Origin of the sequence: Embleya sp. NPDC008237 (assembly GCF_042956465.1) — a bacterium.
Taxonomy (GTDB): Bacteria; Actinomycetota; Actinomycetes; order Streptomycetales; family Streptomycetaceae; genus Embleya.
Window position 1 is genome coordinate 388,945 of sequence record NZ_JBIBGL010000004.1, and the last position, 13,031, is coordinate 401,975.

Below are 13,031 nucleotides of genomic sequence, written 5' to 3' on the forward strand. Positions count from 1 at the left end.
ACGCTCCCCTTCCCGCGCGCTTCCCTTCCGGCACGCTTCGCCTCCCGGGCGCTTCACACCCCGGCTCCTCACCTCCCGCCGATGTCGACGCGAGCTCCCACCGGCGCCCGAGGAGTTCGCGTCGACGTTCTCGACCGTCAGCCCGCGTTGCGAGCCGGACGCTTCGCCCCGGACGCCGCGGACTCCCGGGGCTTCGCCGACCCTCCGGTGCCGGCCCCTCCCCCGTCGCCCGCTCCCTCCGGCCGTCCCGGCCACCAGAAGTGCTTGCCGGTCAGCAGCACGAGCGCGGGTACCAGCACGGTCCGGACGACCAACGTGTCGAGCAGGACGCCCGCGCCCACGATGACCCCGATCTGCGTCAGGGTGATGAGCGGCAACACGCCCAGGACCGCGAACACCGCGGCGAGCAGGATGCCGGCACTGGTGATGACGCCACCGGTCGACGCCAAGGCCCGCAGGATCGCCGCCCGGGTGTCGTGGCCGGCCACGGTGTCCTCGCGGGCCCGGGCGATCAGGAAGATGTTGTAGTCGACGCCGAGCGCCACCAGGAACAGGAACGACAGCAGCGGCACGTTGTCGTCCAGTGCCGGGAAGTCGTACACGGTGCCGAACACCATCTCCGCCGCGCCCAGAGCGGAGAAGTAGGTCGCCACCACCGTCAGTACGAGCAGGGCCGGTGCCACCAGCGCCCGGAGCAGCAGCACCAGCACACCGAACACGATGGCCAGCACCAGCGGCACCACGATGCGGGTGTCGCGGTCGGTGGCCCGCGCGACGTCGTACTCGCCGGCGGTCGTTCCGCCGACCAGGGCGTGTGCGTCCGGGACGTCGGCGAGGGCCCGGCGCAGTCGGACGAGCGTGGCGTCGGACCGACTGCTTCCGGGGGTCGAGTCCAGGATCACGTCGGTGACCGCGTACCGCCCGAAGGTGGCGCCGGGCTCCACCGACGAAACGCCCTCGACGCCCTCGGCGGTCTTGGCGACCGCCGCGCCGGTGGGGGCCGAGGACACCACGGTGAGCGGCTGGGTGGCGCCGGCCGGCCGCACCGACTGCAGCGTCTTCGCGCCTTGGACGCTCTCCGGCGTCTTGCGGAAGATCTCGTTCTGCGACAGGCCCACGGACGTGCCGAACAGTCCGCACGCCAGCGCCCCGAGTACCGCCGTCGCGCCGACGGACACCAGTACCGGACGCGCCGAGACGACCCGGCCGAGCTTGGCCCACACCCCGTCCCGGTCCGCGGCGATCGGGTCGCCGACCCGGGGAATCAGCGGCCAGAACAACCAACGGCCCGGCAGCACCAGGGCCGCGGGCAGCACGACCAGACCGAAGAACATCGCGATGACGATCCCGCAGGCACCCGCGAAACCGAGTCCGCGATTGACCGTCAGTTCGGCGGCCAGAAGGGTGAGCAGGCTCAGCACGACGGTGCTTCCGCTCGCCAGTACGGCGGGGACGACACCGCGCAGCGCGCGGCGCATCGCGGCGAACCGGTCCTCCTCCGACCGCAGTTCGTCGCGGTAGCGCGATACCAGCAGCAGGGCGTAGTTGGTGCCGGCGCCGAAGACGAGCACCGACAGGATGCCCGCCGCCGAACTGTCCACCGCGACGTCGACCTTCGGCGCGAGCGCGCCCACGACGACGGTGGCGAGGCGGTCGCCGATCGCCACCACGACCAACGGCACCAACCACAGCACCGGACTGCGATAGGTGACCAGCAGCAGCACGGCGACGACCAGTGCGGTCACCACCAGCAGGGTGACGTCCGCGCCGTCGAACACCTTGGTCAGGTCGGCGGAGACCGCCGGACCCCCGGTGACCTGCACCCGCAACGGCCTGTGCACGCCGTCGGACGCGACCTTGCGCACCGTGGCGACGAGCCTGTCGTTGTCCTTGCCCTCCAGCTTGTCGGAGACCGGTACCGGCACGGTGGCCACGGTGCCCTTGGGGTCGAACACCGCCTCGGCCGGGACCCCGTCGAGGCCGACCGCGCCGAGCGGCGCCGCCCGTCCGCCGATCACGGCCCGATCGGCCTCGGTGAGCGCGCTGCCGTCGGCGCGGCTGTAGACGACGAGCACCGGGGTCCGGCCGCCGCCGGTGGGCCCGTCGACGATCTTCGCGGCCTTGGCGGACTGCGACGACGCGGGCAGATTGGCCCCGTCCGCGCCGGGGGTGTTCGCCTCGGAGGGGCCCAGCGCGAAGACGGCACCGACGAAGACCAACGTCAGGAGCAGGACCGTGACGGCGATCGGGCGCGGGCCGAGTCGCGCGCTCGGGACGCGCGGCGCGGGTCCGGCGCGCCCCGGGGGCTTCGGGGGCTTTGGGGGCTCCATATATACCTCACGAGATTGCTAACTTCATTAGTAATTGAACGACTGTCCCAGACCGGACGCCGCAACGCAACCGGCGCCGGAACACGGAGGCACGGGGCACGGGGCGCGGGGCACGGGGACGCGGAGGCGTGAGGGCGCGGGGGCGCGCGCGCCGCCTCGTGGCGCACCCGGAGCAGGGGCGGGCGGGAGCGTGCTCCCTGGGTCTGTCGGAACGTCGGCGGCCCATGCCAGGGTTGGACCATGACCACGACACCGGATGGACGCGTGATCCCACCCGCGTACGCCGATGAGCGCGCCATGCTGGATGCCTGGCTCGACTTTCACCGAGGCACCCTGGCTCTCAAGTGCTCCGGCCTCGAGGACGATCAATTACGTCTGGCCTCGACGGCATCCTCGTCGATGACACTTCTGGGTCTTGTCCAGCACATGGCGGAAGTCGAACGCAACTGGTTCCAACGCGTGTTCGCGGGCCGGGATGTGCCCCCGGTCTTCGACGACAGCGGCGCCGACGGCTTCACCCTTCAACCCGACCGGAGACTCGACGAGGTGATCGCCGTCTGGCAGGGCGAAATCGCTCGAAGCCGTGAACTCATCACCACCGCATCGCTGGACGACTCCGGCCGGCTGTCACAACAGGACGCCGAATCGCTGGGCGGCTCCGGGATTTCTCTGCGCTGGATCATGGTGCACATGATCGAGGAATACGCGCGACACAACGGTCATGCCGATCTCCTTCGTGAAGGCATCGACGGAGTCACGGGGACGTAGACGCGGCAGTCGCCGATGACTTCGCCCCCTCGACTCGTCGACCGCCGACCGCTTCGCCTACGACTGGTCGTTCGTGGTGTCGGAGGTCGCCGCACCCCGGGGCCTGTCATCTCCGGGGTCGGGGTGGCCGTCGTGCCAGGTGAAGAAGGAAAGACGACCTTCGGCATCGGCGACCTGGTCGTCCGGGGGTTCGTCCGCAAGACCTCGTGAGCGGTCGGGCAGCCCCGCCGCGGTGTCGCCGCCTGCCCGGATCGCCACGATCCCGGCCGCGAGCAGGACCAGCAGAATCACGGCCGCGACCGCGACCCACACCAGGACGTGCGTCCACCACTGCGCAACCGCCTCGGGAATCCGCCTGAAGTCGGCACATCCACAAGCGATTTCGGCTTCTCGCATGGATCCCCCTCAGCCGGAGCGAGCCCAGGGCCTGTCTTCGATCCCGCGCCGAGCACCACGACGCGGGATTGAAGACAGACCCTAGGTCGCCCTCGCCCCGCCCGGCAGCGACGAATTCGAATCACTCCCCGATCGCGGCCGACCCGTGACCCGGATCCCTCGGATCACCGAACGCCCGCTACCGGCAGGGGCGTTCACCGACGTGCGACGCCTGGAAGACGTGATGGCTGAAGGTGAGCCGACCCGGCGGTGCAATTCGGGCACGAGCCGCCGTCCCGGCACGCTGTCGGCCCGATCTTCGCCCCGTCCGATCCGTTTCCCTTCGGCGCCGAACGTCAACCTCCGGCCAGGCGCCACAGCGAGGTGATCTCTGCGGCGCGGGCGGCGTGGAGCGGATCGGCCCGGTCCCCGGCTCGCGGATGCCGGGGTCTGGTGTCGATCCGGTCCAGCACGTGCAGGCCGGCCGCCTCGATGCCGGCCAACAGGTCGCTGCGCGTGCGGAGTCCGAGGTGCTCGGCCAAATCCGACAGGACGAGCCATCCTTCACCGCCGGGTTCGAGATGCGTGGCGAGTCCGTTCAGGAAATCGCGGAGCATGCTGCTTTCCGGGTCGTAGACGCCTTGTTCCACGGCGGACGTGGGCCTGGCCGGAATCCAGGGCGGGTTGCAGACGACCAACTCCGCGCGCCCGTCGGGAAACAGGCCGGGGCCCACGATGTCGACGCGGCCGGTGACGTGCAGTCGGTCGACGTTCTCGCGTGCGCAGGCCAGGGCCCGCGGGCTGATGTCCGTGGCCACGATGCGGCCGACTCCCCGGTGGGCCAGGACGGCCGCGAGTACCCCTGTGCCGGTCCCGAGGTCGAACGCGGTCCGGCAATCCGCGCGATGCCGGCCTGTGCCCACGGGCAGTGGCGTCCGCGCGACCAGATCCACGTATTCGCCTCTGACCGGGGAGAACACGCCGTAGTGCGGGTGAATTCGAGCGCCGAGGGCCGGTACCTCCACGCCCTTCGTACGCCACTGATGCGCCCCGATCACACCCAGCAGCTCCGTGAGCGAGACCGCCGTCGGCTCGGACGGCGGACCGTACGCTTCGGCGCAGGCCCTGCGCACATCGGGGGCTCTGCGCAGGTCCAGGCGGTGGTCGCCGTCCAACAGGACCAGCAGCCGAGCCAGTACGCGGGCACGATGGCCGCGGGCTCGGCGGTACAGGTGGAAGGACTCGGCCGGACCGGCACCTTGCCGGGGCGGTTTGCGGTCGATGCGGCGGCTCATCGCCTGCAGGAGTCGTCGTGCGTCGTGGAAGTCGCCCCGCCACAGCAGGGCGGTTCCCTCGCAGGCCAGGCGGTAGGCCGTGTCGGCTTTCATGCGGTCGTCCGCCGCGGTGACCCGGTCGGGGAGGCGGGTCGCGCTCTCGGAATGCCATCGAGCGGACCGAATGGCGTCGACGGCGTCGGTCCAGTGGATCGTGGACATCACGTACTCCTCGTGATCGAACATGCGGGGCACGAAGAGCACTTCGACGAGAGGAGCCGGGAAGCAGAGGACCGGCGCAAACGGCCCGTGCCACGGCACGGGTTCGCGTATCAGGGCAGGTAGGGGCTACCGCTCCCGCGTCGAAGCGCGAGAGGAGAGGTCGCCGAGAACCATGCCGAGTGTCACGATCAGCCCCTTCGGGGTCGGGAGATGACGTACAGGAGGCTCGCACATGCCTGTCTCGGCAGGCAAGCCGGCTCCCGTGTACGCCCGCTCCGGTTGCCTACGCCGACTCAGGCGTCCAAGCGCCGCTTGGCGAGCCACGCGACCATCTCCGGGTCGCGGTGGTCGAAGAACAGCGACGCTCCGGTCTCCAGGGTGGCGATCGCCGCCATCTGCTCGTCGGTGAGTTCGAAGTCGAAGATGTCGATGTTCTCCGCCATGCGTTCCGCGTGCACCGATTTGGGGATCGCGATCACGCCACGCTGGGTCAACCAGCGCAGCACGACCTGCGCCACGGACTTGCCGTGCTTGTCGGCGATCTCGCTCAGGAGCGGGTGTGTGAACAGGTTGTTGCGGCCCTCGGCGAACCCGCCCCACGACTGGATCCGGACCCGGTGTGCACGCATGAGCTCCTGGTCGGCGATGCGCTGGAAGAACGGGTGGGTCTCGATCTGGTCGACAGCCGGCGTGACGTCGTTGTTGACGATGAGGTCGATCAACCGGTCGGGGTGGAAGTTGGCGACGCCGATCGCCTTGGCCCGGCCCTCGCGGGTCAGTTCCTCCATGGCTCGCCACTGGCCGTAGACGTCGCCATAGGGCTGGTGCATCAGGTAGAGGTCGAGGTAGTCCAGGCCGAGCTTGGTCAGCGACGTCTCGAAGGCACGCCGGGTGTTCTGCTGTGCGGGAGCGTCCTGGATCCACAGCTTGGTGGTGACGAACAGTTCCCCGCGTGCGATGCCGCTGCTCTTGATGGCGCGGCCGACCGCCTCCTCGTTTCCGTACGCGGCGGCGGTGTCGAGCAGTCGGTATCCGACGGCCAGCGCCTCGGAGACGGCCTGCTCGGTCCGCTCCGGCGCAATCTGGTAGACGCCGAAGCCGAGGATCGGCATCGCGACGCCGTTGTTCAGGGTGACGTTCCGCATCGGGTTTCCTGTCTGTCGAGCTTCGTCGCCGGTACGACCTGGTCGCGGCGGCCCTTGAGGGCTCGGCCGAGCAGTTCCTCGTTGGTGTACGGACCGTGGATCTCGGCCGTGTCGATCAGGGTGACGCCCGGCTCCAGGGCGCGGTGCAGGGTACGAACGGACTCCGCCTCGTCCGTCCCGGAGCCGGTGTATCCGTGGGACATCCCCATCGCGCCGAGACCGATCCGGGAAACGTCCGGGTCGCGCAGCTTGATGCGGCGCATCGGATCCCCTTCTTTCGTACCTTTGCCTTGCGGCCGTCGTGTCGTCGTGTATCCACCTTCACGCCGTTTCACCCCTGGTGGCAGACCGGGCTCTTCGGGGTAATGGCAGGGCCCCCACGGCGCCGCCGGGCGGGTCGGCGCGATGTGACACTGAAGGCATGGCACCTGAACGGAGCGGTCGGTCTGCGCCGAGCCAGGTCCCGCGACAGTTCGGCCATGCCCAGGACGCCGCCCTGCGGAGGCGGCGGCCTGTACGACACCGCCTCCCGCGCCCCGTCCCAGCCCCGGACCGGCCCGGCGAATCGCAGCGCACCGACCGCCAGGCCTCTCAGTTCTCCCCGGCCACGTCCGCCGTAGGCGCCGTCGCCCGCAGTCGGTCGTAGGTCAATACCACGGCCCCGGTGTCGGTGCTGGTCACATTGGTCAGGCTCCACGACGTCGACGGGAAGCCCTTGTCGAACAACACGGCGCCGCCGCCGGAGAGTTCCGGGCACAACATCATGCAGATCCGGTCCACCTCGTCCGCCGCCAGCAGCGCGCGGATCAGGCTCATGCTGTTCTGGATCACGATGTCCCCGCCGTTGCGACCGCGCAACTGCCGCACCACCTCCGCCGGATCGCCGTCGACGATCCGGGCGCCGGTCCAGTTCGCCTCGGTCAGGGTCGTGGAGAACACCACCTTCTCCACCTCGTCCAGCCACCGCCCGTACGCACGGTCACGCGGATCGGCGTTCTCGTCCCGGCCGACCGCCGGCCAGAAGCCACCGAACCCCTCGTAGTTCTTCCGGCCCAGCAGCGCCGTGGTTGCCCCGTTGACGATCCGGGTCAGGATCTCCCGCGCCTGGTCGCTCACCGCATGCCGACCGATCCAGCCCATGTCGGCCTCGCCGCCCGGGCCGGTCACATATCCGTCCAGCGAAATGGTGAAGTTCGCCACCACGGTGCGTCCACCCGTGTGCAGCGTCGTCGTCTCGCCCATGGTCGTTCTCCTCGATCCCGGTTTTCCCGCTCGGTGTGGTTCCATCGTGGACGCCGAGCCGAACCGGAACATCTGCCAGATGGCAGATCTTCGGCACCCGGGTGGCAGACCTTCCCCACCCCACCCCGCGGACCTTGCGCAAGCCGGGTGGCAAACTCCTCGACCATGGTGATCCACCTCCCCGCGGACTTGTCGTCGTTCGTCGGCCGGGCCGACGAACTGGAGTCGATCCTCCAGGCATTGACCGGCAGTCGACTGCTCACGCTGGCCGGCCCGGGCGGCTGCGGCAAGACCCGGCTGGCGATCCGAGCCGCGCGGGAGAGCGCCGGTGACGACGCCGTGTGGGTGGACCTGTCCGAGGCGTCCCACGACGACCACGTCACCCAGCGCGTCGCCGAGGCACTCGCCGTACCCGTACCGCGTTCGGATCCGGCCGCCGTGGCCGCCGCACTGGCCGACGGCCCGACCCTGGTCGTGATCGACAACTGCGAACAGGTACGCGCCGGCGCCGCCGCGTTCGTCGAGGTCGCCCTGCGACGATGCCCCCGCCTCACCGTTCTGGCCACCAGCCGCGAACCCCTCGGCATCACCGGGGAACGCGTCTGGCGACTGACCCCGATGGTCCTGACCGAGGCGATCGACCTGCTCCTGGAACGCGCCGACGCCGACCCCACCGACACCGCCGCACGCACCGCGGCCCGCCGCATCTGCGATCGCCTCGACCGACTGCCGCTCGCCCTGGAACTGACGGCCTCGTGGGCCGGCACCCTCTCCCTCCACGAGATCGCGGCGATGCTCGACCCCGACGCCGACCACCCGCTACCGGAGGGCGGCCGACCCTCGGCCCCCTTCCGGCAACGCACCCTGACCGATTCGATGGACTGGAGCCACCGGCTCCTCACCGGCGACGAACGTGTCCTGCTGCGCCGACTCGCCCCGTTCCGACACTTCGGCATCGACGCCGTCCGGGCACTGTCCGACGAGGACCACACCATCGACGCCCTGCTGCGCGCACTGCGCGGCCTGATCGACAAATCCCTGGTCGTCTGCGACGTCTCCGGCCCCCGCGCACGACACCGCATGCTCGGCGTCGTCGCCGAGTACGCGCTGGCCCGACTGCGCGAAGCCGGCGAGGAGACCCGGGCCCGCCGACGGCACGCCCAAGCACACCTCGACCTGCTCCGGGCCCTTCGACCACTGGCCGCCACCGACAAGGACCGGTGGCGCGAACGTGTCCGGGAATTCCGGTCCGATCTACCGGCCGCGGCCCGGTGGTGCCTGGCCGGCGGCGACCCCGACCTCGGCCGTCGCCTGTGCGTCGAGGCGGCATGGTGGTGGCACCTCACCGGCGACCGCACCGGGCTGCACCTGCTCCGCCGCGCCGCCGACCTCGACCCGGGCAACGACGACGCGCTCCAGGCCCGCGTACTGGTCTCCCTCGCCCTGATCGGCGAGGTCGTACAACCCGACCCGCAAACGTTCGCCGCCGCCGAACGCGCCGCGGCACTCGGCCGGGAGGCCGGCGACCTCGGCACCACGCTGCTCGCGCAACAACTGGTCGCCATCGGCCTGCTCCACACCGACCTCGCCGCCGCACGCGAACTCGCCCTGCGTACGCATCACGAAGCCGAGGCCGGCGGCGACGACTTCAGCCGCGACGCCGCCGGTGTACTCGTCGGCCTGATCGACCAACTCGGCGAAGACCACGCCGCCGCCTTCGACCGACTCGAACGGTCCGCAACCGCATTGCTCCGGCGCGGCGACCGGGCCATCGCCACCACCGGGCTCGCCGCCCTGGCCGTCGGCCGAACCCACATCGGGGACCTGGTCGCAGCCGAGCGAACCGCCATCCGCGCCAGGGACGCCGCCGCCCCACTGCACGATTTCGTCCGGATCGGCACCGCGGCCTGGGGGCTGGCGCGCATCGTCGCCCTGCGCGGTCGACCGGACGAGGCCGAGGCGATCCTCGACGAGTTGCAGCGGGTGATCGACGAGGCTTCCACAGCCCCCTACGTTCCCGGCTGGTCAGCGACCCGCGCCCAGGTCGCGCTGTGGCGGGGAGCCGCGACGCAGGCGCTGCACTGGTGCGATCGGGAACGACATGCGATCACACCCGATCTCCTGCTCACCCACGCGGCCGCGCTGCGGCTCGCCGGCGACCCGGCAGGCGCTCGGCGGCGGTTGGAACTGGCCGAGTCGTCCCCCACCCTCGCCGCGATGCCACAACTGGGGGCCGTCGCACTGGCGGAGCGGGCACAGCTGACCGCCACCGAGGATCCGACGGCGGCGACCGCCCTGCATCGGGACGCCCTGCGCATCCGCCTCCGGCACGGCCTGGTCCTCGGCTGCATCGACAGCCTGGAGGCGCTGGCAGCCCTGGCCGGCACACCCGAGCAGACCGGACTGCTCCTCGGCGCAGCGGAGCGAGCCCGCCGCGAGACCGACTACCTCGCTGCCCGACCGCCCCTGCCGGACGGACCCGCATTCGCCACGGCACTGGACCGAGGCCGCGCCCTGACCCTGGACCAGGCGGCGGAGCGCGCACTTCGGGAACGCCGCCGCGGCACCCGGCCGGCGACGGGCTGGGCCGGCCTCACCCCGGCCGAACGCTCGGTGGCCGAACTCGCCATCCGCGGACTCAGCAATCCGCAGATCGCGGCCGAACTCTTCATCGGACGCGGCACCGTCAAGACCCACCTCGCACACGCCTACGCCAAGCTCGGTGTGGCCAACCGCACCGAACTGGCCCGCAACTCACCCACCCGCACCGGCGAAGCCCCCGGGCCGAACCCCCGGTAGGAGACGCCCACCCCCGCGACGGGGCAAGGCACAGCTCCGGCCGACGAGCGTGGCCCCGACAACGGTGGCCCGGCATCGTCGCCCGGCACCCTGCGCGGCACGAACACGTCGGGCAACCGGACGAGTTCGACATCCCCGCACAGCTTGCCGGGGCCGACCCTCCACCTCGTTCCCGGAAGCCCCCGGCCCGGCAAGGCGTCGCCGGGCCGGGGGCACCGGGAGCCGCGTCCCGAGTCGGCGCCATCCCCGCGGCAGTCCCGGTCGGTTCCGCTTGGATTCCGACCGGTCCGCTCGGTTCGGTGAGTCCGCTCGGCCCGGTCGGCTCGGTCGGCTCGGTCGGCCCGGTCGGCCGGTCAGTCCGATCAGTCCCGTCAGTCCAGACAGAACTCGTTGCCCTCGGGGTCGGCCATCACGATGTGGCCCGTACCCAACGGTGGAGCGGGCTCCTCGCGGTGCACCCGCGTCGCCCCCAGCGCCACCAGCCGCGCGCACTCGGCCTCCAGCGCCGCCATCCGCTCCTCCCCCCGGAGTCCGGGAGCCGCCCGCACGTCCAGGTGCACGCGGTTCTTGGCGACCTTGCCCTCCGGTACCTGCTGGAAGAACACCCGCGGACCGTGCCCCTCCGGATCCTCGATGGCCGAGCGCGTGTTGCGCTGCTCCTCGGGTACGCCGATCCGCGCCAGGAAGTCGTCCCACGCGGACAGCGGGTCGCCGCCCTCGGGCACGTCCACCCCGGGCGGCCCGGGGTGGACGTATCCGAGCACGTCGCGCCAGAAGGACGACAACGCCCGCGGGTCGTGGGCGTCGAAGGTGACCTGGATGTGGCGGCTCATCGGCTCGCTCCGTTCGTTCGTGGCGGATGTCGCGACGGGGTTCGTGATGGGGTCGGTCGTGGCTGCGTGACGAGTTTCGTCGACCACGAGTACTCCTCGTCGCCCCGGACCACCCTGACACCACATGCGGACCGTTTCGGTCCGCAATCTCTGCCAGGGTGGGCGCCATGGACGCGGCAAACGGCGACGAGCTACGCACGACCGAGCGAGTGCTCACCCTCCTGGGCCTGCTGCAACAGCGTCGGGCCTGGACCGGCCCCGAGCTCGCCGGCCGCCTCGGCGTCACCGCGCGAACCGTACGGCGCGACGTCGAACGACTGCGCACACTCGGCTACCCGGTACACGCCGACCCGGGGATCGGCGGCGGCTACCGACTGGGCCCCGGCACGGACCTGCCGCCGCTGCTGCTCGACGACGAGGAGGCGATCGCCACCGTGGTCTCGCTCATCGCCGGTGCCGCCGGAGCGGTCCCCGGCGCAGGCGACGCCGCGCTGCGGGCCCTGAGCAAACTCGACCGCGTACTGCCCACCCGGCTACGACACGAGGTGCGCGCGCTCTCCGCCTCGGTGGAATCCTTCGGCGCCGCCCCCACGCCGATCGACCCCTCGACGCTCATGACACTTGCCGCAGCCTGCCGCGACGAGGTCGAGGCAGGCTTCGACTATCCGTCCGGGACCGCGGTACGCCGGCGACGGGTCGAGCCCTACCGCCTGGTCGCCTCCGATCGCCGCTGGTACCTCCTCGCCTACGACCTCGATCGCGACGACTGGCGCACCTTCCGCGTCGACCGCATGACCGATGTCGCGGCGCGCACCTGGCGCTACCACCCGCGCAGCGCGCCCGACGCGGCCGCCTACGTCCAGGAGGGCGTGGCCAATCGGGTCTACCCGCACCGGGTACGCCTGCTCGTGCACGCGTCGGCCGACACGGTCCGTACCCGGATCTCGGCCTCGGCGGCGGTCGTACGACCACGCGGAAACGAGCGCTGCGAGGTGCTCAGCGGTGCCGGATCCCTCGACGCCATCCTCCTGCACGTCGTCATGCTCGGACACGACTTCGAGATCCTCGACCCTCCCGAACTCGCGACCCGAGCCCGCGCCCTGGCGCAAAAGCTCCTCTCGGTCGGCACCGCGACCCCACCGGCGGAGGACGCACCGGCGCCCTGAGCCGCGACCGGCCCGGCGCACCGCTCACCCTCCGCCCACCCGGGCGGCGGGCCCCGGCGGATCGCCCACGCCGCCGCGAGACCGGCCGGCGGGCAGGTGGACCGGCCGCTACGCGGTCAGTTGCTTCGGGGGCACGGTCGCGCCCTGGAAGGTGACGAAGACGCTGACGTACCCGTGGTGCACATCGGCAGTGGGAAAGCTGGTGAGTTCCCAGTACGCGCCGACGACACCGGGGCCGCAGGGCAGGTTGCCCGCGCCGGACGGCAGCGCGGTCGGCATGATCTGCAGGGACGTGAAGGAGATCGGCACGCTGGTTCCGGCGGGGTCGGTGCACGTGTACGTGCCACCGATCGTCAGCGTGCCGTTCTGCACCGGAAGCCACGCCGGGTGCGCCTCGGCCCATAACACCTCCAGCGACCTGGTACCCGCGACCGCACCCGGCGCGGCACCGGCGACCGGGGCCATCGTGCCCACGGCCGCGACGGCACAGGTGGCGGCGGCCAGCAATCGGACCGCGAGCTTGGACACGTCGGATACGCGGGAATCGGCATCGCCGGAATCGGAAACGCGGGAAGGGCACAGGCGGGAAAGGGACATGGTCGGACTCCTTCATGAGCGGCGGGAGTGCGTGTGCGGCAGCGGAGTGCAGGTACGCGGGACCGGCCCGGTCGTCATCTGCGTCGACGCCGAGTCCGACACTCCCCCATTCAGCCCGAACCCCCCGCGATTTCCTACGCCGACTTCGGCCAATTTCCCGCCGGTCGGCGGGAACCGGCGCGAAGCACCCCGCACGAGTACGGACCCCGGGTGCTCGTCGCCCCCGGCCGGGTCCGGCCGGCCGCCGCCCCGCCGCCCGTTCCCGCAGGTCGGGGCCATG

10 protein-coding genes are annotated in these 13,031 nt (G+C 71.4%); 3 read left to right on the plus strand and 7 right to left on the minus strand.

Annotated features, from left to right (window positions below; genetic code table 11):
- Nucleotides 1–137: 137 nt before the first annotated feature.
- Nucleotides 138–2,330, minus strand: coding sequence for an MMPL family transporter (locus tag ACFZBU_RS12200; protein WP_391583424.1), 2,193 nt, complete (start codon nucleotides 2,328–2,330; stop codon nucleotides 138–140).
- A 240-nt stretch (nucleotides 2,331–2,570) separates the two neighbouring features.
- Between ACFZBU_RS12200 and ACFZBU_RS12205 the strand changes: the two genes are divergently transcribed.
- Nucleotides 2,571–3,098: a DinB family protein gene (locus ACFZBU_RS12205; RefSeq protein WP_391583425.1), complete on the plus strand. Its 528-nt coding sequence runs from the start codon at nucleotides 2,571–2,573 to the stop codon at nucleotides 3,096–3,098.
- A 57-nt stretch (nucleotides 3,099–3,155) separates the two neighbouring features.
- On the opposite strand, the gene ACFZBU_RS12210 is transcribed toward ACFZBU_RS12205, so the two are convergent.
- The 4 genes from ACFZBU_RS12210 to ACFZBU_RS12225 form a co-directional block, all read right to left on the minus strand.
- Nucleotides 3,156–3,494 carry a hypothetical protein gene (locus ACFZBU_RS12210; protein WP_391583426.1) on the minus strand — a complete coding sequence of 113 codons (339 nt, stop codon included), beginning with the start codon at nucleotides 3,492–3,494 and terminating at the stop codon, nucleotides 3,156–3,158.
- 335 nt (nucleotides 3,495–3,829) lie between these two features.
- Nucleotides 3,830–4,969, minus strand: a complete 1,140-nt coding sequence (locus tag ACFZBU_RS12215) for a methyltransferase (RefSeq protein WP_391583737.1) — start codon at nucleotides 4,967–4,969, stop codon at nucleotides 3,830–3,832.
- 293 nt (nucleotides 4,970–5,262) lie between these two features.
- Nucleotides 5,263–6,429 carry an aldo/keto reductase gene (locus tag ACFZBU_RS12220; protein ID WP_391583738.1) on the minus strand — a complete coding sequence of 389 codons (1,167 nt, stop codon included), beginning with the start codon at nucleotides 6,427–6,429 and terminating at the stop codon, nucleotides 5,263–5,265.
- A gap of 276 nt (nucleotides 6,430–6,705) precedes the next feature.
- A complete protein-coding gene (locus ACFZBU_RS12225) occupies nucleotides 6,706–7,356 on the minus strand; it encodes a dihydrofolate reductase family protein (protein ID WP_391583427.1) in 651 nt (216 codons plus the stop codon).
- Nucleotides 7,357–7,521: 165 nt separating this feature from the next.
- Between ACFZBU_RS12225 and ACFZBU_RS12230 the strand changes: the two genes are divergently transcribed.
- Nucleotides 7,522–10,155, plus strand: a complete 2,634-nt coding sequence (locus tag ACFZBU_RS12230) for a LuxR C-terminal-related transcriptional regulator (protein WP_391583428.1) — start codon at nucleotides 7,522–7,524, stop codon at nucleotides 10,153–10,155.
- 371 nt (nucleotides 10,156–10,526) lie between these two features.
- Here ACFZBU_RS12230 and ACFZBU_RS12235 read toward each other — a convergent pair whose 3' ends face one another.
- Nucleotides 10,527–10,988: a VOC family protein gene (locus tag ACFZBU_RS12235; RefSeq protein ID WP_391583429.1), complete on the minus strand. Its 462-nt coding sequence runs from the start codon at nucleotides 10,986–10,988 to the stop codon at nucleotides 10,527–10,529.
- A gap of 167 nt (nucleotides 10,989–11,155) precedes the next feature.
- Here ACFZBU_RS12235 and ACFZBU_RS12240 point away from each other — a divergent pair, with 167 nt between their 5' ends.
- On the plus strand, nucleotides 11,156–12,154 hold the full coding sequence (locus tag ACFZBU_RS12240) for a helix-turn-helix transcriptional regulator (protein ID WP_391583430.1): 999 nt from the start codon (nucleotides 11,156–11,158) through the stop codon (nucleotides 12,152–12,154).
- A gap of 108 nt (nucleotides 12,155–12,262) precedes the next feature.
- On the opposite strand, the gene ACFZBU_RS12245 is transcribed toward ACFZBU_RS12240, so the two are convergent.
- Nucleotides 12,263–12,751 carry a hypothetical protein gene (locus ACFZBU_RS12245; RefSeq protein WP_391583431.1) on the minus strand — a complete coding sequence of 163 codons (489 nt, stop codon included), beginning with the start codon at nucleotides 12,749–12,751 and terminating at the stop codon, nucleotides 12,263–12,265.
- Between the last annotated feature and the right edge of the window lie 280 nt (nucleotides 12,752–13,031).